The 21557-nt window shown below is 73.5% G+C and carries 20 protein-coding genes and 3 tRNA genes; 9 read left to right on the forward strand and 14 right to left on the reverse strand.

Features of this window, described 5'->3' with window-relative positions; genetic code table 11:
* Positions 1-250 precede the first annotated feature (250 nt).
* From ACIRRS_RS25435 to ACIRRS_RS25445, 3 genes are all read right to left on the reverse strand, one after another.
* Positions 251-1654 (reverse strand): glutamate decarboxylase, encoded by a 1404-nt coding sequence (locus tag ACIRRS_RS25435; RefSeq protein ID WP_402974982.1) that lies wholly within the window; start codon positions 1652-1654, stop codon positions 251-253.
* 101 nt (positions 1655-1755) lie between these two features.
* Positions 1756-3192, reverse strand: coding sequence for an FGGY family carbohydrate kinase (locus ACIRRS_RS25440; RefSeq protein ID WP_402974985.1), 1437 nt, complete (start codon positions 3190-3192; stop codon positions 1756-1758).
* Between the two features lie 107 nt (positions 3193-3299).
* Positions 3300-3596: a hypothetical protein gene (locus ACIRRS_RS25445; protein ID WP_402974988.1), complete on the reverse strand. Its 297-nt coding sequence runs from the start codon at positions 3594-3596 to the stop codon at positions 3300-3302.
* Between the two features lie 238 nt (positions 3597-3834).
* Here ACIRRS_RS25445 and ACIRRS_RS25450 point away from each other — a divergent pair.
* Both ACIRRS_RS25450 and ACIRRS_RS25455 read left to right on the forward strand, forming a co-directional pair.
* Positions 3835-3907, forward strand: a tRNA-Asn gene (locus ACIRRS_RS25450).
* 60 nt (positions 3908-3967) lie between these two features.
* Positions 3968-4040 (forward strand) — tRNA-Asn (locus ACIRRS_RS25455).
* Between the two features lie 97 nt (positions 4041-4137).
* Here ACIRRS_RS25455 and ACIRRS_RS25460 read toward each other — a convergent pair.
* Both ACIRRS_RS25460 and ACIRRS_RS25465 read right to left on the reverse strand, forming a co-directional pair.
* On the reverse strand, positions 4138-4890 hold the full coding sequence (locus tag ACIRRS_RS25460) for a trypsin-like serine peptidase (RefSeq protein ID WP_402974991.1): 753 nt from the start codon (positions 4888-4890) through the stop codon (positions 4138-4140).
* 130 nt (positions 4891-5020) lie between these two features.
* Positions 5021-5869 carry a trypsin-like serine peptidase gene (locus ACIRRS_RS25465; RefSeq protein WP_402974994.1) on the reverse strand — a complete coding sequence of 283 codons (849 nt, stop codon included), beginning with the start codon at positions 5867-5869 and terminating at the stop codon, positions 5021-5023.
* Between the two features lie 190 nt (positions 5870-6059).
* On the opposite strand from ACIRRS_RS25465, the gene ACIRRS_RS25470 reads away from it, so the two are divergent.
* Positions 6060-6133, forward strand: a tRNA-Ile gene (locus ACIRRS_RS25470).
* Between the two features lie 197 nt (positions 6134-6330).
* Here the strand turns inward: ACIRRS_RS25470 and ACIRRS_RS25475 are convergent.
* Both ACIRRS_RS25475 and ACIRRS_RS25480 read right to left on the reverse strand, forming a co-directional pair.
* Positions 6331-6993 (reverse strand): hypothetical protein, encoded by a 663-nt coding sequence (locus ACIRRS_RS25475; RefSeq protein WP_402974997.1) that lies wholly within the window; start codon positions 6991-6993, stop codon positions 6331-6333.
* Positions 6990-7559, reverse strand: coding sequence for an RNA polymerase sigma factor (locus tag ACIRRS_RS25480; protein ID WP_402975000.1), 570 nt, complete (start codon positions 7557-7559; stop codon positions 6990-6992). Before ACIRRS_RS25480 ends, ACIRRS_RS25475 begins: the two co-directional genes overlap by 4 nt.
* A 242-nt stretch (positions 7560-7801) precedes the next feature.
* On the opposite strand from ACIRRS_RS25480, the gene ACIRRS_RS25485 reads away from it, so the two are divergent.
* The 3 genes from ACIRRS_RS25485 (at position 7802) to ACIRRS_RS25495 (ending at position 10045) form a co-directional block, all read left to right on the forward strand.
* On the forward strand, positions 7802-8638 hold the full coding sequence (locus tag ACIRRS_RS25485; RefSeq protein WP_402975002.1) for an SAM-dependent methyltransferase: 837 nt from the start codon (positions 7802-7804) through the stop codon (positions 8636-8638).
* A 210-nt stretch (positions 8639-8848) separates the two neighbouring features.
* Positions 8849-9790: an SPFH domain-containing protein gene (locus ACIRRS_RS25490; protein WP_402975005.1), complete on the forward strand. Its 942-nt coding sequence runs from the start codon at positions 8849-8851 to the stop codon at positions 9788-9790.
* Between the two features lie 9 nt (positions 9791-9799).
* Complete coding sequence (locus ACIRRS_RS25495) at positions 9800-10045, forward strand: hypothetical protein (protein WP_402975008.1); 246 nt, start codon at positions 9800-9802, stop codon at positions 10043-10045.
* A 245-nt stretch (positions 10046-10290) separates the two neighbouring features.
* On the opposite strand, the gene ACIRRS_RS25500 is transcribed toward ACIRRS_RS25495, so the two are convergent.
* A complete protein-coding gene (locus ACIRRS_RS25500) occupies positions 10291-12252 on the reverse strand; it encodes a hypothetical protein (protein WP_402975011.1) in 1962 nt (653 codons plus the stop codon).
* Between the two features lie 377 nt (positions 12253-12629).
* Between ACIRRS_RS25500 and ACIRRS_RS25505 the strand changes: the two genes are divergently transcribed.
* The gene (locus tag ACIRRS_RS25505; RefSeq protein ID WP_402975014.1) at positions 12630-13535 is read left to right on the forward strand and encodes a 1-aminocyclopropane-1-carboxylate deaminase/D-cysteine desulfhydrase; all 906 of its coding nucleotides are present in this window, start codon (positions 12630-12632) and stop codon (positions 13533-13535) included.
* Positions 13536-13557: 22 nt separating this feature from the next.
* On the opposite strand, the gene ACIRRS_RS25510 is transcribed toward ACIRRS_RS25505, so the two are convergent.
* Positions 13558-15084: an LCP family protein gene (locus ACIRRS_RS25510; protein ID WP_402975017.1), complete on the reverse strand. Its 1527-nt coding sequence runs from the start codon at positions 15082-15084 to the stop codon at positions 13558-13560.
* A 120-nt stretch (positions 15085-15204) separates the two neighbouring features.
* A complete protein-coding gene (locus ACIRRS_RS25515; protein ID WP_402975084.1) occupies positions 15205-15660 on the reverse strand; it encodes a MarR family winged helix-turn-helix transcriptional regulator in 456 nt (151 codons plus the stop codon).
* A 123-nt stretch (positions 15661-15783) separates the two neighbouring features.
* Here ACIRRS_RS25515 and ACIRRS_RS25520 point away from each other — a divergent pair, with 123 nt between their 5' ends.
* Entirely contained in the window at positions 15784-16803 is a 1020-nt protein-coding gene (locus ACIRRS_RS25520; RefSeq protein WP_402975020.1) for an NADP-dependent oxidoreductase, read from the forward strand.
* 358 nt (positions 16804-17161) lie between these two features.
* A complete protein-coding gene (locus ACIRRS_RS25525; protein WP_402975022.1) occupies positions 17162-17656 on the forward strand; it encodes a DUF3145 domain-containing protein in 495 nt (164 codons plus the stop codon).
* Between the two features lie 64 nt (positions 17657-17720).
* Here the strand turns inward: ACIRRS_RS25525 and fabF are convergent, their stop codons facing one another.
* The 4 genes from fabF to ACIRRS_RS25545 all read right to left on the reverse strand — a co-directional run bounded on the left by fabF (position 17721) and on the right by ACIRRS_RS25545 (position 21488).
* Positions 17721-18992 (reverse strand): beta-ketoacyl-ACP synthase II, encoded by a 1272-nt coding sequence (gene fabF, locus ACIRRS_RS25530; protein ID WP_402975025.1) that lies wholly within the window; start codon positions 18990-18992, stop codon positions 17721-17723.
* Positions 18993-19180: 188 nt separating this feature from the next.
* On the reverse strand, positions 19181-19429 hold the full coding sequence (locus ACIRRS_RS25535) for an acyl carrier protein (protein WP_402975028.1): 249 nt from the start codon (positions 19427-19429) through the stop codon (positions 19181-19183).
* Between the two features lie 80 nt (positions 19430-19509).
* On the reverse strand, positions 19510-20541 hold the full coding sequence (locus ACIRRS_RS25540; protein ID WP_402975031.1) for a beta-ketoacyl-ACP synthase III: 1032 nt from the start codon (positions 20539-20541) through the stop codon (positions 19510-19512).
* Positions 20538-21488 carry an ACP S-malonyltransferase gene (locus ACIRRS_RS25545; RefSeq protein WP_402975033.1) on the reverse strand — a complete coding sequence of 317 codons (951 nt, stop codon included), beginning with the start codon at positions 21486-21488 and terminating at the stop codon, positions 20538-20540. The genes ACIRRS_RS25540 and ACIRRS_RS25545 overlap by 4 nt, the downstream gene beginning before the upstream one ends.
* Between the last annotated feature and the right edge of the window lie 69 nt (positions 21489-21557).

Below are 21557 nucleotides of genomic sequence, written 5' to 3' on the forward strand. Positions count from 1 at the left end.
CCGTGGGCGCTCGAACATTCATGCCGTTGTCAGGCACAGTTCTCAGGCCGGTCCGGTTCGCCGACCGGCAGCGTCGTTCGGACACGACCGGGCCTCCGGGAGCGGTCCGACCGCACGTCCCGGCGCCCCCACCGGCCGAGGCAGCCTCGCGGGGGGAGGCTGCCCCGGTTCGCCCGGGACGCACGGCGGGGAGGGCGCTTCACCATCGCGCCCTCCCCGCCGCCACGACGTCACCACGCCCGTACGGACGTCAGTGGTGGAACCCCGTACGCGTCGGCACCCCGAGGTCCCGGAGCGGGACGGGCTGGCGCCGCAGCTCCGGCAGCAGCCGCCCGAGGTCGGCGAGCAGCAGGTCGGCGAGGTCGCGGGAGAACCCGTTGCGGCAGACGATCCGCAGCACCGAGAGGTCCTCCCGGTGCGGCGGGAACGTGTACGCGGGCACCTGCCAGCCGCGCTCGCGCAGCCGCCGGGAGACGTCGAACACGTCGAAGGAGGCGTTCTCGGTGGTGGTGAAGGCGAACACGGGCACCTCGTCGCCGCGCGTCAGCAGTCGGAACGGGCCGAGCTTCTCGATCTCCCCGGCCAGGTACCGCGCGACCTCCCGGCTGGCGCCCTGCACGGCGCGGAAGCCCTCCCGGCCGAGCCGCAGGAACACGTAGTACTGCGCGGCGACCTGCGCCCCGGGGCGGGAGAAGTTGAGCGCGAAGGTCGGCATCTCCCCGCCGAGGTAGTTGACCCGGAAGACCAGTTCCTCGGGCAGCGCCTCCTTGTCCCGCCACAGCGCCCAGCCGACCCCGGGGTAGACCAGCCCGTACTTGTGGCCGCTGGTGTTGATCGAGGCGACCCGGGGCAGCCGGAAGTCCCACTCCAGGTCCGGGTCGAGGAAGGGCGCCACCAGGCCGCCGGAGGCGCCGTCCACGTGCACGGGCACGTCGAGGCCGGTGCGCTCCTGGAAGGCGTCGAGGGCGGCGCAGATCTCCGCGATCGGCTCGTACGAGCCGTCGAAGGTGGAGCCCAGCACGCCGACCACTCCGATGGTGTTCTCGTCGCACAGCGCCACGGCCTGCTCGGCGTCGAGGTGGAAGCGGTCCCCGCTCATCGGGGCGGTGCGGGCCTCGACCTCCCAGAAGGTGCAGAACTTCTCCCAGCAGACCTGCACGTTGACGCCCATCACCAGGTTGGGCCGGGCCCCGGTCGCGTAGCGGTCGGCGTTGCGGCGCATCCAGCGGCGCTTGAGGGCCATCCCGGCGAGCATGCAGGCCTCGCTGGAGCCGGTGGTGGAGCAGCCGACGGCGGCGTCCGGGGCGGGGGCGTGCCAGAGGTCGGCGAGGATCGCCACGCAGCGCCGCTCCAGCTCGGCGGTCTGCGGGTACTCGTCCTTGTCGATCATGTTCTTGTCGAGGCACTCGGTCATCAGCCGGGTGGCCTGCGTCTCCATCGAGGTGGTGACGAAGGTCGCCAGGTTGAGCCGGGCGTTGCCGTCGAGCAGCAGTTCGTCGTGGACGAGCTGGTAGGCGGTGTCGGCGGTGACGGGGCCGTCGCCGAGGCGGTGCAGCGGCGGGGCGAGCTCCATGGCGCCCAGCGGATCGGCGATGCCCGTGAACGGGCCGATGCTCAGCCGGCGGTCGTCGCCGGCCCCCTTGTGCAGTGCCATCGCGTCCTGCCGCCCTTCCCGCCCGTGGCCGTGTCCCGGTCCACGCTGCCACCGGTGCGGGGGTGACGCATCCTCATCGACGGTTTCCGGCCGCCGACGGCTCAGGAGCCCTCGGCCTCCGGGTGGATCCGGTCCCGCGCGGCCCGGTACTGCTGGCGCACGGCCGAACCGATCGCCAGGTCCTGCTCGCCCTCCGGCTCGACGGTCTCGGCCTCCGGCAGCTCCCACTGCGGCGGCTCGGCGGTGCCGGCCAGTGCCCAGGCGGCCTGCCGGGCCGCCCCGCGCGCGGCGTGCGCCCCCGGCGGCGGCACCACGACGGGGACGCCGAACAGCATCGGCGCGACGTGCCGTACGGCGGGCAGCCGGCCGGCGGCGCCGAGCAGGAACACCCGCTTCACCGCGACGCCCCGGGCGCGCAGCACGTCCAGCGCGTCCGCGATGTTGCAGAGCATGCCCTCGACGGCGGCCCTGGCCAGGTGCTGAGGGGTCATCGCCTCGGCCCGCAGCCCCGTCAGGGTCCCGGCGGCGTGCGGCAGGGCGGGCGTGCGCTCGCCGTCCAGGTACGGCAGCAGCACCAGCCCGTACGCGCCGGGGGAGGAGTGCAGGGCGAGGTCGCTGAGGCCCTCCAGGTCGTGGCCGAGGAGGGCGGCGGTGGAGCGCAGCACCTGGGCGGCGTTGAGGGTGGCGACCATCGGCAGGTGGCGGCCGGTGGCGTCGGCGAAGGAGGAGACCAGGCCGGTGGCGTCCACGACGGCCTCCTCGTGCACGGCGAAGATCGTCCCCGCGCTGCCGAGGGAGACCACCGCGTCGCCCGGGCCGAGGCCCAGGCCCAGGGCGGCGGCCATGTTGTCGCCGGTGCCGGCGGAGATCAGCAGGCCCTCGGGGGTGTGCCCGGCGGGCTCGGAGGGGCCGAGGACGTCGGGGAGTCTGAGCTCGTGGCCGAGGGCCAGCTCGACGAGGTCCTGGCGGTACTCCCCGGTCACGGGGGACCAGTAGCCGGTGCCGGAGGCGTCGCCCCGGTCGGTGGTGCGGCGCTTGGGGTGGCCGAGCAGCTGCCAGACCAGCCAGTCGTGGGGCAGCAGCACCTCGGCGACGCGGCGGGCGCTGGCGGGCTCGAACTCGGCCAGCCAGCGCAGCTTGGCGATGGTGTACGTCGGGGCGGGAACGGCGCCGATCGCGGCCGTCCAGGGTGCCGGGCCGCCGAGGGCGTCCAGCAGCTTGGCGGCGGCGCCGCTGGAGCGCGGGTCGTTCCACAGGATCGCGGGCCGCACCAGCACCCCGCCCGCGTCCAGGCCGATCATGCCGTGCTGCTGGGCGCTGACGCCGATCGCCCGCACGCCCTCCAGCAGGCCGCCGGTGGCGGCGTCGCCGAGGGAGTGCAGCCACATCTGCGGATCGGCCTCGCCGGGGCGCAGGTCCTGGTCCTCGGGCACGGGGTGGGGCGCCTTGCCGGAGCGCAGCACCTTGCCGGTGTCACCGTCGCACGCGACGATCCGGGTGCTGTTGGTGGAGCTGTCTATCCCCGCGACGATGGCCATGCCGAGATCATGCCTCAGCCCGGCCCGGGACGCGTCCGGGCCGGGCTCGCCGTTGCAGGTTCGCGACCCGGCGTTGGGCCGTAGTTCCCCCCGGCGCTACCGGCCGGTCACGGCCGGACGGTACCCCAGCCGTCCTCGGCCTCGGCGCGGGTGCGGTTCAGGTACGGCACCCGGTCCGTGACCGCGTTCGGCAGTCGGCCCCCCACCCGGTCGGCGACCGCTCCGGCCGCCTTCCCCGCGACCGCGCCGGCCTGCTGCCTGGCCCGGTCGGTCGCCCCCTGGACCGAGGGGCTCCGGGCGATCTGCCGGGTGACCTTGGCGATCTGGTCGTAGCGCTCCCGCCCGGCCTTGGAGCCGAGGACGTAGCCGGCCGCGAAACCCACGGCCAACGACAGCTTCCACATGGTCGAAACCCACCCTCTCCTGGCGGCCCGTTGCCGCATTGCCCTACCCGTTGGTCGGGACGGCGAACCGTCCGCGCCCCAGCATCCCCGGGCGGCGCCCGTCGTGCACGGGGCACGCCGGGCGCCGGGCCGGGTCGGCCGGGAAAGCGATTGGCGGAGCACCCCCCCGAGTGCGCTAATGTATGTCCCGCAGCGAACGCCGAGGAGCCCGGGAGACCGGGGCCGGAGCGGAAGCCGATCCCCCATAGCTCAATTGGCAGAGCAGCCGACTGTTAATCGGCAGGTTATTGGTTCGAGTCCAATTGGGGGAGCTCGGAAGGAGCCCGTCAAGGCTCTCCTTCCTTACGTGGCGCAGTAGTTGGGTGCCGCGATCCCGCATAGCTCAATTGGCAGAGCAGCCGGCTGTTAACCGGCAGGTTTTTGGTTCGAGTCCAAATGCGGGAGCTGCGCCGGGCTCGCCCGGTGACTGCTCAGAGCGAAGGCCCCTCGGACGACCGGGGGGCCTTCGTGTTGCCCTCGTCACGTCCCGGCGCCCCGGATCTCAGGCGGTGGCCTGGCGGTACAGGTCGGAGACCCGCTGGTCGAAGGCCACGCTGTACGAGGTGTCCGGGTTGTCCCCGCCCCCCTGGAAGCCGCCGATCACGCCGATCACCGTCCCGTCGGCGGTCACCCACGGGCTGCCGCTGGTGCCGTCCGTGTAGCCGCCGCAGTCGAAGCGCTCCTGGGTCGGGCTCTGCGAGCGGGTCTGCACCGAGCAGGTGATCGGCTCGTCGCTCTCGTTGGGGTACCCGGTCACGGAGACGGCCAGGCCGAAGCCCTTCCCGGTGGCGATCGGGTTGCCGCCCACCGCGTCCTCGACCTGCCGCCCGTCCGTTCCGCCGACGGTGACGAACGCCACGTCGTACTCCGGGTCGGCGTCCTCCGCCCAGCGCGGGTCCACGGTGATCGACTTCACGGGCCAACTCCCGTACGGGGAGTAGCCGTTGCGGTAGCCCGGGGTGAACACCAGGCCGTCCAGCAGCCCGACGCTGTGGCTCTGTACGCAGTGCGCGGCGGTCACCAGCAGGTTGCGGCCGGGGCTGTGGACGACGCTCGCGGTGCAGGCGCGGGGGCCCTGGGGGGTGTGGACGGAGAGGGTGCCGACGCGGTCCCGGGCGGGGGTCTGCTGGGCCACCTCGGCGGTGGGCGCGGCCTTGTCCTCGTGACCGCCGCAGGCGGCGCCGGCGGCGAGCAGCAGGGCCGTCAGCGCGGCCGTGCGGGCCGTGCGTGCGGGCCGTGCCGGGCGGGGGGCCATCGCGGGCTCCGTCTCGTTCCTCGGGGCGGGCAACCGGGCCGTGCGCTCCGCCGTTCGTGAGGAACATCTACCAGTCCGGGGCGGGCGACGCCACCGCCGGGTCCCCGCCGGCCGTTGCCCCGGCCGGGCCCTAGCCGGTGGCCCGGTCGTAGAGGGCCTGGACGCGGTCGCCGAAGTAGCTGGTGTAGGAGGTGTTCGGGTCGTCCCCGCCCTCCTGGTAGCCGCCGATCACGCCGACCACCGTGCCCGTGCGGGTGCTCGGGTCGAAGTCGGTGACCCAGGGGCTGCCGCTGGTGCCGCCGGTGTAGTCGGGGCAGTCGATCCGCAGCTGGGTGGGGCTCTGCTCGGTGCTGGTGTTGGAGCAGGTGATCGGGACGTCGCTGCTGCCCGGGTAGCCGGTGATCTTCACGGGCACCTGGTAACCGCGGTTGACGCCGAGTTTGTTGGCCCCGAGGACCTGCTGCACCTGCTGCCCGTTCTGGGCCTGGACGACGGCGAAGGCCACGTCCATGTCGGGGTCGGCGCCGCCCTTCCAGGCGTCGTCGACGGTGACGGCCAGCAGTGGCCACACGCCGCTCGGGGTCTCGCCGTCGCGGTAGCCGGGCACGAAGACGAGGTCGCTGCGCTGGCCGAGCTTCGGGTCCCAGACGCAGTGGGCGGCGGTGACCACCAGGTTGAGCCCGGCGCTGTCGACGACGCTGGCGGTGCAGAAGTGGTCGCCGTCGGCGTTGCGGGTGAAGACGGCGCCGACGAGGCCGTTGAGGACGGTCGGCTTGGCGGTGCGGGTGACGCCGGTCTTGCGGGCGACGGCGCCCTTGAAGCGCTGCTTCGTCCAGCCGTGGCTGCTCCCGGCCGCGGTGGCGGGCGCCGAACTGACGGTCGGGGCGCTCGCGCCCGGCCTCGCGGCGGTCGTGCAGCCGGCCAGCGCGAGGGCCAGGGACAGCGCCCCGGCCGCCACTGCCGTCCCACGTGTCGTCATCCGCCCAGGCTGCCCTGCCGGGGCCCTCCACCGCCACCCGGCGTCCCCCGCCCGGAGAGGCGCGCACCCCCGGCTACCCGTGTGCGCCCCCGGCGCGCACCACCGGTGATCGACCGGCTATGCTGCCCGGAGCGGCCTTCCGGGGCCGCGCACTGCTGCTGCGGCCGTCCACGGGCCCGCGCGGCGAACCGGGGCGGTAGCTCAGCCGGTTAGAGCAGGGGACTCATAATCCCTTGGTCGTGGGTTCGAGTCCCACCCGCCCCACCTCATGGCCCGACGTTTCGTCAGATCAAAATCCTGTCTGACCAGCTCAATCGTCCGGCCACACCCTTCCCACTCTAGGCCGGTCGCGCCGCGTCGCCCCGTGTTGCCACGCCGCCGCAGGCCCTTCCGTCGAATTTCCGTTGACGTCGCGCCGGGCCCGCCCCGGAGGCTCGCGGCAGCATCCGCCGGGGCGTCGGTCAGGCGTCGCGGGGGTGGGTGGCGGCGCGGGTGAGGTCCTGGGCGAGCCGGGGGGTGGGCCGGGGGATCTCGCCGTGGTGGCGGTCGTCGGAGTCGACGGGCAGCTGGTGGACGACGGCGGCGACGCGGGGCGGCAGGCCCAGGGAGAGCCCGGCGTGGCAGGCGGCGAGGGTGTCCTCCCAGACGGCGGGCGGCAGCGGGGCGGTCGGCCAGGAGGCGGCACGGGCGGTGGCGGGTGGCGGCTCCACGGTGAGCTGGTCGGCCTGCTCCCGCCAGTACTCGGCGTCGCGGAACTCGCCCCGCCCCGCGTGCAGCAGGGACAGGCAGCTGGCAGCGGTGGCGTTGCCGCTGCCGGCGGCGAACTGGAGCCAGAACTGGCAGGCGTCCTCGTGCCCGGTGAGCCAGAGCAGCGCGCCCAGCACCAGCGCCCCGCCGGGCTGGACGCGGCGGGTGTCGGCGAGCGAGTCGAGGGAGCTGGCGGCGGCCGGCTGGGCGATCACCAGGGTTGTGGCGAGGTCGAGTTCGTGACGGGCCTGGGCGTGTGCGGCGCCCATGGGCGCCGGGGGGCGCAGGAGGTGGCGCAGGTCGGGGCCCGGTGCGCCGGGGAGGCTGGCGGCGCGGTCCGGCGGGGAGGCCGTCCGGTGGTCGCGTCCGTGCGTCACTGCATGTCCTCCAGCGCGGCGGTGTCGGCGCCCAGGAGGCGGTGGAGCTTGTCGAGGCCCTGGGCGGCGGTGGTGCGGGCGCCCGCCTCGGTGATGCCGAGGTGGACGGCGATCGCCGGGTAGGCGAGGCCGAGCGCGTAGCGCAGCACGATCATGTCGTACTGGCGCTCCGGGAGTCGCAGGATCGCCGCGTGGAGGCGCTCGTGGTCGTCGAGGCCGGGCGGCGCGAGCCGGTCGCAGGGCCAGGCGTCGCGCAGGGCGCGCTCCCAGTCCGGTAGGACGGCGCGCGGCGGGGCGGTCCCCGCGTCCGTCCACAGGGCGAGGTCGGCGACGTGCCGCTTGGCGACCATCCAGGCGTAGCCGGCGGGCGCGGGCTCGCGCAGGGCGGCCGCCCAGCGGTGCCGCAGCTCGTCCCGGATGTCGCGGACGGCCCGTTCGACGAGCCGGTGGTCGTGCAGCCGGGCCCGGGCCAGCCCCCGCCAGGCCCGCTCGTGCTCGTTGCAGAACACCTCGTAGGACAGCCGGTGGGCGCGCACCGAGGACGTCCACTCGTCGTCGCTGGTCAAGGAACCTCCTGCTGCGGCGAACTGCCGTGTCTCGTGCATACATTCAATCGTGATGAGAGGAAAAAGGTTAAGCCGATCTCAAATCCGCCCGCTTGAGGCTTCATGTGACGAACGATCAGCTGATAATGCGTCATCGACGATCGTTCCCGTCCGAACGGACTCGAGGGACCCTGTTGCGGCCGGGCCGCCGGGTCGGGGATGCTCGACGGGAGTCCACGAACGACGGCACGAGGGGGAGACGGATGACGGTCGAACGGGACGCCGAGGGGGGCGCGGCCCCCGCGCCGGACGTGGAGATCAACCTCGCCATCAACCGGCCGCACTCGGCGCGGATGTACGACTACTTCCTCGGCGGCGTCACCAACTTCGCCCCCGACCGCGAGGCCGCCGCCCAGGCCCTGTCGGTCTTCCCGCAGGCCAGGCACGCCGCCCGGGCCAACCGCGCCTTCATGCGCCGCGCCACCCGCGGCCTGGCCCGCTCCGGCATCACCCAGTTCCTCGACATAGGCACCGGCATCCCGACCTCGCCCAACCTGCACGAGGTCGCCCAGGGCGTGGAGCCGGGAAGCCGGGTGGTCTACGCGGACAACGACCCGATCGTCCTCACCCACGCCCAGGCCCTGCTGCGCAGCGCCCCCGAGGGCCGGACCGCCTACGTCCAGGCCGACGTCCGCGAGCCCGCCGCCGTGCTGGAGGCCGTCCGCGCGACCGGGGTGCTGGACTTCACCCGGCCGATCGCCCTGAGCCTGGTCGCCCTGCTGCACTTCGTGCCGGACGGCGCCCACGAGATCGTCGAGACCTTCAAGGAGGCCCTGGCGGCCCGGGGTTCGGCGCTGGTGATCAGCCACATCACGCCCGAGTACTCGCCGGAGGAGACGGAACGTATCTGCCAGGTCTACGCGGTGGCGGGCAACCCCGTGCGGGCGCGGACCCCGGGCGAGTTCGCGGAGTTCTTCGCCGGCTGGGACCTGCTCGACCCCGGTGTCGTCTCCACGCCCCGCTGGCGGCCGGAGCCGGGCGACGAGGTGTTCACCGACGCCGAGGCCGCCTGCCTGGGGGCCGTGGCCGTCCGCCCCTGACCGGCAGAACCTCCTCTCGGCGCCCCCGGGTCGGCCCTCCGTCGGCCCGGGGGCGCCTTTTCGTGCGTCCGGGAACGGCCCGGGAGTGGTCCGGGGGCGGCCGGGGTGCGGCCTGGACCCGCTCTGACATGGGATGTTGGCGAACCATCAGAAAAAAGTGATATCACTTTGCCATCAAGCGCGGACGCGCTCGCCGGAGGAGCCGCTCTCATGGACACACAGCAACCCGCCCCCGTTCCCGTCGTGGGCGCACCGAGGCCCAGGGTCACCGAACGGCAGGTCGTCGGGGCGCCCGGAGGCGTGGTGCTCGTGGGGACGCTCCTCGGGCTGGTCGCGGGGTTCGCCCTGGCGGTCATCGGATCGGGCCTCCTCACCAGCGGCAAGGGAGGGTTGGGCACCGCCTTCGCCGTGGGCGGCCCGGTGGTGATGGTGCTCTCGGTCGTCCTGATGCGCGGACTGACGGTCGTCCCGCCCGGCGAGGCCCGGGTGGTCCAGTTCCTCGGGAGGTACCGGGGCACCATCCGCGACGAGGGGATGACCTGGGTGAACCCGTTCAGCACCCGCTTCCGGATCTCCACCCGCATCCGCAACCACGAGACCGTGACCCACAAGGTCAACGACGCGGACGGCAACCCGATCGAGATGGCCGCCGTGGTGGTCTGGCAGGTCCAGGACACCGCGATGGCGTTCTTCGAGGTCGACGACTTCAACGCCTTCGTCGCCATCCAGACCGACACCGCCGTACGGCACCTCGCCAGCAGCCACCCCTACGACGCCCACCGCGAGGGCCAGTTGTCGCTGCGCGACGGGGCGGAGGAGATAGCCCACCAGCTCTCCGCCGAGATCGCCGCCCGGGTCGCCCCGGCCGGGGTGCGGGTGGTCGAGTCCCGGATCAGCCGGCTCGCGTACGCGCCGGAGGTCGCCCAGGTGATGCTGCAGCGTCAGCAGGCGGGGGCCGTGGTCGCCGCCCGGCGGCTGATCGTCGAGGGGGCCGTGGGTATGGTCGAGGAGGCTCTCGAGCGACTCGCCGAACGCGATGTGGTGGAGTTGGACGAGGAGCGCAAGGCCGCCATGGTGAGCAACCTCCTGGTGGTGCTCTGCGGCGACCGGGGCGCCCAGCCCGTCGTGAACACGGGCTCCCTCTACCAGTAAGGCTGGGCGTTGGCGACGGAACGGAAGAAGCTCCTGCTGCGACTGGATCCTTCGGTTCACGACGCCCTGGCCCGCTGGGCCGCCGACGACCTGCGCAGCACCAACGCCCAGATCGAGTTCCTGCTCCGCCGCGCGCTCGGCGACGCCGGCCGGATGCCCGGCGGCGCCGCAGGCCTCCCCCGTCGCGGCCGCCCGCCCAAACCGAGTCCGGAGACCGGCGACTCCGCCGCCGACTCCGACACCGACGCCGACTGACCGGGCCCGTCCCGCAGCAGTTCGCCCGGGCCCCGGCCGGCCGCGTCCTCGGCCGGGTGACGTACCGGATCCGGGATCCCGGATCCCACAGACCGCGGGCCGCCCGGAGGGGAGACGGTCCGTACGGGGGGAGAACGCGGGGCCCGACCGCCGGGGGGCGGCCGGGACCCGTACCCGCCGAAAGGCCGCGGGGCCCGTCACCGGAATTCCGGTGACGGGCCCCGCGGCCTTTTCGTGCGACCGGGTCAGTTGAAGGTGACCGGCACGACGACGAGCTCGCCCTTGGTGTTCCACGAGACCTGGCTGGCCTCCAGGCGGGGGTGCTTGCCCTTGGCGGCCAGCGCCTTCAGGTCGGCCAGCAGCTTGGGGTCGTCGATGTAGAACCGCAGGGGCTCGGGCGACTTGTCGGCGTAGTCCAGGATCTCCTCCGGGCCGCGGCGGTTGATCGCCCAGTACCAGGCCACCCAGGAGCGGCCCTGGTCCCGGTTGAGCACGCCGAGCCAGAGGTTGTCCTCGACGGAGCCCCAGTCCGGGGTCGCGTCGCCGTACGCGCGGTGGCCGAGCAGCGAGACCGCCACCTGGTGGTCGTTCGCCGGGCGCGAGAGGTCGAGGGCGGCGACCCGGTAGGCGATGTCCCCGCGGGACTGCTCGCCGCGGGCCATCCGGCGGCCCGGGCTGCCCTCCCAGCCGTACTTGAGGCTGGAGTCGGGCTGGCTCTCGAAGATCACGCCGAACACCAGGAGGCCGGTGACCGCCAGGACGGGCAGGCCCGAGCGGAGCCCGGCCGGCAGGCCGGCCAGGCGGCCGGTGGCCGGCCCGCCCGCGAGGGTGCGGCGGCCGAAGGCGGGCAGCAGGGCGGCGGCCATCGCGATCAGGCCGATCACCAGGAGCTGGTGCAGCATCTTCTCGTAGAAGTAGCTGGTCTGGCCGACCTTCCACGCCTGGTACCGCATCAGCCCGTAGCAGAGCGCCACGATCCCGCCGCAGGAGATCAGGGCCACCCGCCGGGCGCGGTTGGCGCGCGCGGCCGGGGTCAGCAGCATCGCGAGGGTGAGGGCGACGAGCGGGAAGAACAAGCGCCGGTCGACGGGGCCGATACCGCCGGTCAGGACCAGCGCGTCGGAGTTGGCCGTCTTGCTGTTGACGTACGCGGGGAAGAGGGCGAGCGCGCCGGTGACCACGGAGACGGCCAGGACGGCCATCCAGTGGCGCTTCCAGACGCGCCAGTGGACGGCGGCCCAGCCGAGCACGGTGACGCCGGCGGCGGGCAGCAGCAGGTAGTGGCCGAAGGAGACGCCGACGGTCAGCGCGGAGAGCGCGGCGACCTGCTCGGGGAGCCGGGTGAGCGGCCGGACGGCCAGGGCGACCAGGACGGCCAGCAGGCCGAGCGCGAAGACCTCGCTGATGAAGCCGTTGAAGTAGAGCTTCGGCAGTTCGGTGACGGCCAGGTACGCGGCGACGGGCAGCATCAGGGCGAAGCCCCGCCAGCCCCGCAGCGCGGGCCCGGCGACCCGGTTGACCGCCCAGAGGACCGCCACCGCCAGCGCCGCGTACATCACCGTGTACAGCAGGACGAACAGGGAGATCTGGTCCATCGGCGCGCCCCGCTCGGGCCCGCCGTGCAGGAAGCCGGTGAGGACGGCCAGCGTCAGGTGGCTGCCCTCGGGGTACGTGGCCAGGCCCTGCGTCACCGTCTCGGCGGCCGCCCCCTGGTGCAGGGAGGTGAGGCCGCCGAGACGCAGGATGGTGTCGTAGAGGGCGACGTGCCGGCCGAGGTCCTCCGCCGCCACGATCATCGCGAGGCGCTCCGTGGCGCTGCGGATGAGCACCGGGTACAGGGCGAAGGCGCTGACCAGGGCCGAGGAGAGCAGCAGCGGGACGTCCCGGACCGGCACCAGCGCGCGCAGCCGCGCGAGCGGCGGCAGCGCCGGACGGGCCGGGGCGGGCCCGCGGACGGCGCGGATCGCGACCAGGACGGCGGCGGTCGCCTCGGCGAGGGCCAGCGGGTTGAGCCCCCACGGCCAGTAGCTGGCGATCAGGCCGAGCGCGCAGGTCCAGCCGATCAGCGTGACCCCGGAGACCATCAGCCGGTCGAGGAGGGAGAGGCGGGAGGACCGTATGAGCGTGGCCGCGCCGCCCCATATCAGCAGCAGGCTGAGCAGGTCGGCCTTGACCAGGTGGAGCAGCGGGGGCAGCCCGAGCAGCACGACGGCGAACAGGAGCAGGCCGTTCGTCGGGAGTCCGCGGCCCGGGCGGGAGGCGGGTCCTCCGCCAGGGCGGCCGCCCGGCGAGCCGGGTGACGGAGAGGCAGCAGAGTCTCCTGTCGTCTCTGCCACATCGGATGGCGCGAGCGGCACGGCGTTCCCCCATGAGATGAAAGGTTTTCGGACACTCGAAGGCTCGTGCGGGCGATCCTCGAGTGAGACAAGTGTGAAGCATCGCCCCGCCCGCCGGAGCGGCGGGGTTGGGCCTCGGGCCCGTGTTCAGGCCCCTGGAAAGGGGACGCGCGGCCCGCCGCCGGGTTGCGGTCGTTACGAACTCTTTACCTTACGCCGCACCCGTCCGGCCCTCGTATCCTGGCCGGGTGCTCGAACCCGCCCTGCTGCCGACCCCGCTCGTGGACTGTACGGACGAGGTGTTCGCCCGGGCCGGGGTGGAGCTGAGGCTCAAGCGGGACGACCTGCTGCATCCGGGCGTCCCCGGCAACAAGTGGCGCAAGCTCGCGCCCAACCTGGCCGCCGCCGTCGAGGCGGGGCACACCCGGCTGCTGACCTTCGGCGGGGCGTACTCGACGCACCTGCGGGCGGTCGCGGCGGCCGCCGCCGCGCTGGGGCTGGAGAGCGTCGGGCTGGTGCGTGGGGAGGAGCTGGCCGACCGGCCGCGCAACTGGTCGCTGCGGGCGGCCGAGCGGAGCGGGATGCGGCTGGAGTTCCTGACCCGCGCCGAGTACCGCGAGGCCGTCGGCCGGGCGGAGCGGAGGGAGGAGGGGCCCTGGCGCCGCTGGGAGCCCTGTCTGGTGCTGCCCGAGGGCGGCTCCAACGCGTTGGCGGTGACGGGCGCCGCCGCTGTCCCGGCGGAGCTGCCCGACCTGGGGGAGCGGGACGTGGTCTGCTGCCCGGTCGGCACCGGCGGCACCCTGGCCGGAATCGCCGCCGGACTGCCGCCGGGCGCGCGGGCGTTGGGGGTGGCCGTGCTGCGCGGGGGCGAGGGGTACCTGGAGGCGGAGGTCGCCCGGCTCCACCGGGCCGCGTACGGGCGGGAGTTCGCGAACTGGCGGATCGACCACGGGCACCACGGTGGCGGCTACGGGCGGGTGCCGGCCGAACTCGCGGCCTTCGCCGCCGGGTTCGAGCGCGCGCACGGCGTCCCGGTGGAGCTGCGCTACGTCGCCAAGCTGCTGGCCGCGCTGTCCGGCCTGGCCGCCGGGGGCGCCTTCCCCCGCGGGACCAGGCTGACCGCCGTGGTCACCGGCCTGCCGGACCCCTGCTGAGGTCCGGCGAGGCCGGTCCGGATCATCCGAAGGTCAGATTCGCGCACGGGTCGGTGTCGGCGCCCCGGATGTTCTCCGCTATCCCGGTCGGCACCCCGCTGGGCACGGCGGGCGTGGACGGGCCGGCCCTGGGCGCGGCGCTCGCGCCCGGGCTCGGCGCGGAGGCGGCGTCCAGCTTCGTGCCCCCGGCCGGCTGGTAGTCCGCACCGAGGGTGACGGTCACCGAGTCCGTGCCGGGCCGCTCCACCGCCGTCGCCCCGGGGAAGAGCGCGGCGACCTGGTCGGCCACGGCCTTCTGCGCCGGGTCGTACGCGACCTCGGTGTGCTGCCTGCCGGGCTCGTTGGCGCCGAGCACGACGTTCTGGAAGCCGCGCGCCTTGAGCGTCTGCGCGCCGGAGCCGGCCAGCCCGGAGGTGCCGACGCCGTTGACCACGGTGATCGGGGCGGCGGCCTGCTCGGGGGTCAGCGGGGTGCTCGCGGCGGGGGCGCCGGGCGCGGTGGGGCTCGGGGAGCCCGTGACCTGGCCCGTCCCGGAGGTGCTGTGCCCGTCCAGGGTGCGGTCCTCGCGCAGCAGCTTCCACAGGGTGTCGGCGTCGGGCTGGACGAGCCGCACCCGCTCCCCGGCGAAGCGCCAGGGCGCGGTGACGAAGGTGACGTCGGAGAGCTTGATGTCGGACATCGAGCGGGCGAAGTCCACCAGCTTGGAGGCGGTGCCCAGCCCCTCGTCCACGGTCAGCGACTTCGTGGCCGCGTCGGCCAGCGGCAGCAGGGTGGGGAGCGAGAAGCCCTGGTCCTGCACCTTCTTGATCATGGAGGAGAGGAAGGCCTGCTGGCGCTTCATCCGGCCTATGTCGGAGTTGTCCCCGATGCCGTGCCGGGCCCGCAGGTAGTCCACGGCGGACTGCCCGGAGAGCTTCTGCAGGCCCTTCTTGAGGTGTATCCCGTACTCGTTCACGTCGTTGGGCACGCAGGCCTCGACGCCGCCGATGGCCTCGGACATCGCGGCTGCGCCCTTGAAGTCGACGACCACGGTGTGGTCGATCCGCAGCCCGGTGAGCTTCTCCACGGTGTTCTGGGTGCAGGCCGGGTTGCCGCTGGGGAGCTCGCCCAGGCTGAACGCGGAGTTGAACATCTGATCGGTGCGCGGCTTGCTCCACGTCCCGTCCGCCAGCTTGCAGGAGGGGATGGTGACCAGGGTGTCGCGCGGGATGGAGACGCCCACGGCGTGCTTGTGGTCGGCGTAGACGTGCACCAGGATCGCGGTGTCCGAGTTGCCGACGCCCCCGTCGCCGCCGCCGAGCGAGTTGTTGCCGTTGTCCCGGGTGTCCGAGCCGAGGACCAGCAGGTTCACCGGCACCTGGGCGCCGGGGGAGGCCGGGACGGGCGAGGGCGGGCGCTCGGTGGCGACGCCGCCCGCGTCGAAGGTGGTGATGTTGCTGTTGAGCCGGTTGTAGAACCAGGCTCCGACTCCCGCCACCGACAGCACCAGTACGGCGGCCAGGCCGATGGCGGTGCGCAGGAAGCGGCGCCGGCGCGTGCTGCTGCTCATCCTCCGTGCCCCCCGTCCTCAGGATCTCTCTCGTTCGACATTCGAACGTTAGACGTTCCGAAGGGCTGTTCGGTTACCCCCTGGCGTCGCCCGGATCGCCGCCCGGGCCTGTGATGCTGGTCACGCGCCGGGGCCGGAGGCCCCCGTGAGCATCCGCCGCAGGAGGTCGCGCAGCACCGCCCGCTCGTCCTGGCCGAGCGCGGCCAGCGGCTCCCGGGCGAAGTTCAGCGACTCGCGCAGCTCCTCGGAGGCGACGGCGCCGGTCTCGGTGGCGGCGACCAGCTTGACGCGGCGGTCGTGCTGGTCGGCGGCCCGGGTGACGAAACCGCGGGCCTCCAGCCGGTCGACGATGCCGGTGATGTTGGACGGCTCGCAGCTGAGCGTCTGGGCGATCTGGCGCATGGGCATCGGGCCGCGCCGCAGCAGGGCGAGCACCTTGGCCTGGGCGCCGGTGAGCGAGCGGGCCGCGGCGGCGTCCTCGTACTCGCGGTGGAAGAGTGCGACCAGGTTGGCCATCAGGTCGACGACCTCGCGGGTGATCTCGTCGGACTGCGGCGCGTCGGCCCGGGTCGGCATGGTCTCCATGGCGCAGAGTCTACCTGAAAAGTTGACAACATGAACCTTTCATGTCCATCGTTACTTCAGTTGCTAAACCTTTCAGGTAGCAAACTCCCTCCACCCCATCCGAGGAGCAGCGCCATGGCCGAGCAGGCCGCCCCCGCCCGTGAATGGCACCTCGCCGCCCGCCCCCAGGGCTGGCCGACGCCCGCCGACTTCGCCCTGGTCGAGGCCCCGGTCCGCCGGCCCGGCCCCGGCGAGATCCTGGTCCGCAACACCGCCCTGTCCGTCGACCCCTACATGCGCGGCCGGATGAACGACGTGAAGTCGTACGTCCCGCCGTTCCGGCTCGGCGAGGCCATGGACGGCGGCGCGGTCGGCTACGTCGTCGCCTCCGAGGCCGAGGGCTTCGCCCCGGGCGACGCGGTGCTGCACGGGCTCGGCTGGCGCGAGTACGCGACCCTCGACGCCCGGGCGGCCGTCAAGGTCGACCCGGAGGCGGCCCCGCTCTCCGCCTACCTCGGCGTGCTCGGCATGCCCGGGCTCACCGCCTACGCCGGGCTGCTGGCCGTCGGCGCCCTCAAGGAGGGGGACAAGGTCTTCGTCTCCGGCGCGGCCGGCGCCGTCGGCTCCCTGGTCGGCCAGATCGCCCGCCTCAAGGGCGCCTCCCTGGTGGTCGGTTCGGCCGGCTCGCCGGAGAAGGTCGCCAGGCTGGTCGACGAGTACGGCTTCGACGCCGCCTTCAACTACAAGGACGGCCCGGTCGCCGAGCAGCTCGCCGAGGCCGCCCCCGAGGGCATCGACCTCTACTTCGACAACGTCGGCGGCGACCACCTGGAGGCCGCGATCGGCGCCCTCGGCGTCCACGGCCGCGCGGTGCTCTGCGGCGCCATCGCCCAGTACAACGACACCGGGGCGCCCGCCGCCCCGCGCAACCTCGCACTGGCGATCGGCAAGCGGCTGCGCCTGGAGGGCGTGCTCGTCAGCGACCACGCCGCCCTGCGCCCGGAGTTCACCGCCGAGGTGGCCGGCTGGCTGCGCTCGGGCGAACTGCGGTACGAGGAAACGGTGGTGGACGGCGTCGAGAACACCGTCGAGGCCTTCCTCGACCTCCTGCGCGGCGCCAACACCGGCAAGATGGTCGTCCGCCTGGACGGCTGACCCTCCGTCAGCACCCCGACCGCCCCGCCCGCCCCGACCAGGGGGCGCGCGGGGCGGTTCGCGTGCACGGCGCAGGGGATCGGGCCTCACTACCGCATTCCGGCCGGATTCGAAAGTGCGTCATCCATCCCGCCCGGAGGCGCGGTACGGTGGTCCCGCCCGGCGATGGGGCCGTTCGGGGGAGAGATCCGGCCGAGGGGTGGACCCCGTTGAGGATTCGACTAGCATTGAGCGAAAGCCTGTCCGTTTTGCTCGATTTAGTCGCTTAATGTCGGCTAACGTGGGTAACTGTGGATCAACTGCAGGCAGCACGAGGCAGCTGGGGAAGGCGACCCTCGTCCACAGCCTGGAGGTCCCGGTGACGACACGTGGAGTTCTCTACATCCACTCCGCGCCCCGCGCGCTGTGCCCGCACGTCGAGTGGGCCGTCGCGGGGGTGCTCGGTGTGCGGGTGAGTCTGGACTGGATCCGCCAGCCGGCCGCGCCCGGGCACTGGCGTGCCGAACTCTCCTGGACGGGGGAGTCCGGCACCGCCTCGAAGCTCGCCTCCGCGCTGCGCGGCTGGCAGCTGATGCGGTACGAGGTCACGAGCGAGCCCTGCGCCACGGCGGAGGGCGAGCGCTACAGCAGCACGCCCACCCTCGGCATCTTCCACGCCGTCACGGGCATCCACGGCGACATCCTCATCCCCGAGGACCGGCTGCGCGCCGTCCTGCTGCGCGCCCGCAGCGAGGGCGCCGACCTGGAGGCCGAGGTCTCCCGGCTGCTCGGCAAGCCCTGGGACGACGAGCTGGAGCCCTTCCGGTACGCGGGCGAGGGCGCCCCGGTGCGCTGGCTGCACCAGGTGGTCTGACACCGGGCGGGTACGCGGAAGGGGCCGGCGCTCAACGAGAGCGCCGGCCCCTTTCCGTACGGGCTCAGCGGGTGCGGAAGGCCAGCACCACGTTGTGGCCGCCGAAGCCGAACGAGTTGTTCAGCGCGGCGATGCGGCCCTCGGCGGGCAGGGCGCGGGCCTCGCCGCGGACGATGTCGGCGCCCTCGACGTCCTCGTCCAGCTCCTCGACGTTGATGGTCGGCGGGGCCAGGCGGTGGTGCAGGGCCAGGACGGTGGCGACCGTCTCGATGCCGCCGGCGCCGCCCAGCAGGTGGCCGGTCATCGACTTGGTGGCGGAGACGGCGATGTGGTCGAGGTCCTCGCCCAGCTCCTTGCGCAGCGCCTTGAGTTCGGCGGTGTCGCCCTGCGGGGTGGAGGTGGCGTGCGCGTTGACGTGCACGATCTCGGCCTTGGACAGGTCGTTGCGCTCGAACAGGTCGGCCAGCGCGCGGGCCACGCCGGCGCCGGTCGGCTCGGGCTGGGCGATGTGGTGGGCGTCCGAGGACAGGCCCTGGCCCACGGCCTCGCAGTAGATCCGGGCGCCGCGCGCCTCGGCGTGCTCGACCGACTCCAGCACGACCACGCCCGCGCCCTCGCCCAGGACGAAGCCGTCGCGGGCCTTGTCGTACGGGCGCGAGGCGCGCTCGGGCTCGTCGTTGTTCTTGGACATCGCCATCATGTTGGCGAAGGCGGCGATCGGCAGCGGGTGGATCGCGGCCTCGGTGCCGCCGGCCACCACGACGTCGGCGCGGCCGGTGCGGATCATCTCGATCGCGTAGCCGATCGCCTCGGCGCCGGAGGCGCAGGCCGAGACCGGGGTGTGCACGCCGGCGCGGGCGCCGACCTCCAGGCCGACGTTGGCCGCCGGGGAGTTGGGCATGAGCATCGGCACGGTGTGCGGGGAGACCTTGCGGGCGCCCTTCTCCCGCAGGATGTCGTACTGGTCGAGCAGGGTGGTCACGCCGCCGATGCCGGAGGCGATGACGGCGCCCAGGCGCTCGGGGGCGAGCTTGGAGGACTCGTCGGTGGCCGGGGTCTCGAAGCCGGCGTCGGCCCAGGCCTCGCGGGCGGCGATCAGGGCGAACTGGGCGGAGCGGTCCAGCTTGCGGGCCAGCGGGCGGGGCAGGATCTCGCCCGGCTCGACGGCGACGCGCGCCCCGATCCGGACGGGCAGCTCGGCCGCCCACTCCTCGGTCAGGGCCGCCACTCCGGAGCGCCCGGCGACCAGGTTCTCCCAGGTGGTGGCGGCGTCGCCGCCCAGCGGCGTGAAGGCGCCGATACCCGTGACGACCACGGTACGGTTTTCAGCGGTCACTGGTTCTTCTTCTTTCACGTTGTGCGGGGTCGGCGGCGAGCCGAGTACGGGCCCGGCCGGGCACCCGGTGGGGCGTCCCGGCCGGCGGATCGGCCCGGCTCGCGGGGAGCCGGACCGAAGGGTCAGCCGTCCGTGGCGGTGAGTGCCGGACGGACGTGACGGTCGAACGTGTCGAACGTGCCGAACGATCAGGCGGCGGCGTTGGCGAGGATGTAGTCCACCGCGTCGCCGACGGTCTTCAGGTTCTTGACCTCGTCGTCCGGGATCTTGACGTCGAAACGCTCTTCGGCCGCCACGACGACCTCGACCATGGACAGCGAGTCGACGTCCAGGTCGTCGGTGAAGGACTTGTCGAGCTCGACGTCCTCGGCCGGGATGCCGGCGATCTCGTTGACGATCTCCGCGAGACCGGCCAGAACCTCGTCCTTGGTAGCCATACTGGCTGCTCCTCTTCGGTGTTGAACGCATCCGACCGGCGGCCGGGTGCGGGTTTGTGGATGAGTGGGGCGAAACGCGCCTAGGGGAGCGTAACGACTGTCGCCGCGTAGACGAGACCCGCCCCGAACCCGATGATCAGCGCGAGGTCCCCGCTGCGGGCCTCGCCGCTCTCCAGCATGCGCTCCATCGCCAGCGGAATGGAGGCGGCGGAGGTGTTGCCGGTCTCGGCGATGTCGCGGGCGACGGGCACCGAGGCGGGAAGCTTGAGCGCCTTGATCATGGCGTCGGTGATGCGCATGTTGGCCTGGTGGGGGATGAACGCGCCGAGGTCCTCGGCGGAGATCCCGGCGGCGTCCAGCGCCTGCTGGGCCACCTTGGCCATCTCCCAGACCGCCCAGCGGAAGACCGGCTGGCCCTCCATGCGCAGGGCCGGCCACTTGAGCTCGTCGCCCGCGCCGTTGACGGCGTCCGGCTTGGCGAAGGCGGTGTCCCAGGCGGCGGTCTGCGAGATGACGTCCGCCTGCGAGCCGTCCGAGCCCCAGACCAGCTTGCCGATGCCGGGGACGTCGGACGGGCCGACGATCGCGGCGCCGGCGCCGTCGCCGAAGATGAAGGCGGTCGAGCGGTCCGACTTGTCGGTCAGGTCGCTGAGCCGCTCGACGCCGATCACCAGCACGTACTCGGCGTTGCCGCCGCGGATCATGCCGTCCGCGATGCCCAGACCGTAGCCGAAGCCGGCGCAGGCGGCCGAGATGTCGAAGGCCGGGGCGGTGCCGCAGCCGAGGCGCAGGGCGATCTCGGTGGCGATCGCGGGGGTCTGCTTGAGGTGCGAGACCGTCGCGACGATCACGCCGCCGATCTGCTCGGGGGAGATCCCGGCCTGGGCGATCGCCTTGCCCGCGGCCTGCACCGACATCTCGGCGACGGACTCCTCCGGGCCCGCCCAGCGGCGCGACTCGATGCCGCTACGGGTGCGGATCCACTCGTCGGAGGAGTCGATCCACTCCAGCACCTCGGCGTTCGGGATCACCCGGACCGGGCGGTAGCCGCCGACGCCGTGGATGCGCGAGTAGCGCGCACCGTCGGCGGGTCGGATCTGGGGCTTGCTCATGCCTGGTTCTCCTGCTCCTGACCGCCGTGCTCCTCGACCAGCGCGCGGGCCTTGTCGAGATCGGCGGGGGTCTTGACGGCCAGCGTGGCCACACCCTTGAGGTTGCGCTTCAGCAGCCCGGTCAGGGTGCCGGCCGGGGACAGCTCGATGACGGCGGTGGCGCCGAGCCGGCCGAGGGTCTCCATGCAGAGGTCCCAGCGGACGGGGTTGGAGACCTGCGACACCAGGCGCGAGAGCACCTCGGCGCCGGAGGTCACGACCTCGCCGTCCTTGTTGGACACGTAGCGCACCTGCGGGTCGGCCACCGTCAGGGTCGGGGCGACCTTGGCCAGCCGCTCGACGCCCGGGGCCATGTGCTCGGTGTGGAAGGCCCCGGCGACCTTGAGGGCGACCAGCTTGGAGCCCGCCGGCGGGTCCTCCTTGAGGGCCTCCAGCTGGGCCAGGGTGCCGGCGGCGACGATCTGGCCGCCGCCGTTGTTGTTGGCCGGGGTCAGGCCGTGCTCGGCGAGCTTCGCCGCGACGGCCTCCGCGTCGCCGCCGAGGACGGCGATCATGCCGGTCTCGGTGACGGCGGCGGCCTGGGCCATGGCCTGGCCGCGCTCGCGCACGAAGGTCAGCGCGTCGTGGGCGTTCAGCACGCCCGCACCGGCGGCTGCGGTGATCTCGCCGACGCTGTGGCCGGCGACGGCACCGACGACCCTGCGGGCGACGGTCTCGTCAGGGAACAGCGCACGGGCGGTCATCAGACCGGCGGCGACCAGCAGGGGCTGGGCGACGGCGGTGTCCTTGATCTCCTCGGCGGAGGCTTCGGTGCCGGCGTGCACCAGGTCCAGCCCGGCCACGTCCGACCAGCGGCGCAGACGATCGGCGACACCGTCGAGTTCGAGCCAGGGGCTGAGGAAACCGGGGGACTGGGCACCCTGTCCAGGGGCGACGATTACGAGCACGGTTCAACCCTCTCTCGCCAGGCGCCCGGGGGCGGGTAGGCGACGGTAACGAAGAAAACCATCCGGGAT

The sequence above is a fragment of the Kitasatospora sp. NPDC101183 genome, assembly GCF_044767945.1.
Classification (GTDB): Bacteria; Actinomycetota; Actinomycetes; order Streptomycetales; family Streptomycetaceae; genus Kitasatospora.

Bases quoted from the DNA above. Each gene is read 5' to 3' on its own strand.
- ACIRRS_RS25540 (WP_402975031.1), bottom strand. From the start codon at position 20,541: ATGAGCAAGCCCCAGATCCGACCCGCCGACGGTGCGCGCTACTCGCGC.
- ACIRRS_RS25435 (WP_402974982.1), bottom strand. From the start codon at position 1,654: ATGGCACTGCACAAGGGGGCCGGCGACGACCGCCGGCTGAGCATCGGC.
- ACIRRS_RS25440 (WP_402974985.1), bottom strand. From the start codon at position 3,192: ATGGCCATCGTCGCGGGGATAGACAGCTCCACCAACAGCACCCGGATC.
- ACIRRS_RS25465 (WP_402974994.1), bottom strand. From the start codon at position 5,869: ATGACGACACGTGGGACGGCAGTGGCGGCCGGGGCGCTGTCCCTGGCC.
- ACIRRS_RS25515 (WP_402975084.1), bottom strand. From the start codon at position 15,660: ATGCCGACCCGGGCCGACGCGCCGCAGTCCGACGAGATCACCCGCGAG.
- ACIRRS_RS25535 (WP_402975028.1), bottom strand. From the start codon at position 19,429: ATGGCTACCAAGGACGAGGTTCTGGCCGGTCTCGCGGAGATCGTCAAC.
- ACIRRS_RS25445 (WP_402974988.1), bottom strand. From the start codon at position 3,596: ATGTGGAAGCTGTCGTTGGCCGTGGGTTTCGCGGCCGGCTACGTCCTC.
- ACIRRS_RS25490 (WP_402975005.1), top strand. From the start codon at position 8,849: ATGGACACACAGCAACCCGCCCCCGTTCCCGTCGTGGGCGCACCGAGG.
- ACIRRS_RS25460 (WP_402974991.1), bottom strand. From the start codon at position 4,890: ATGGCCCCCCGCCCGGCACGGCCCGCACGCACGGCCCGCACGGCCGCG.
- ACIRRS_RS25520 (WP_402975020.1), top strand. From the start codon at position 15,784: ATGGCCGAGCAGGCCGCCCCCGCCCGTGAATGGCACCTCGCCGCCCGC.
- ACIRRS_RS25510 (WP_402975017.1), bottom strand. From the start codon at position 15,084: ATGAGCAGCAGCACGCGCCGGCGCCGCTTCCTGCGCACCGCCATCGGC.
- ACIRRS_RS25485 (WP_402975002.1), top strand. From the start codon at position 7,802: ATGACGGTCGAACGGGACGCCGAGGGGGGCGCGGCCCCCGCGCCGGAC.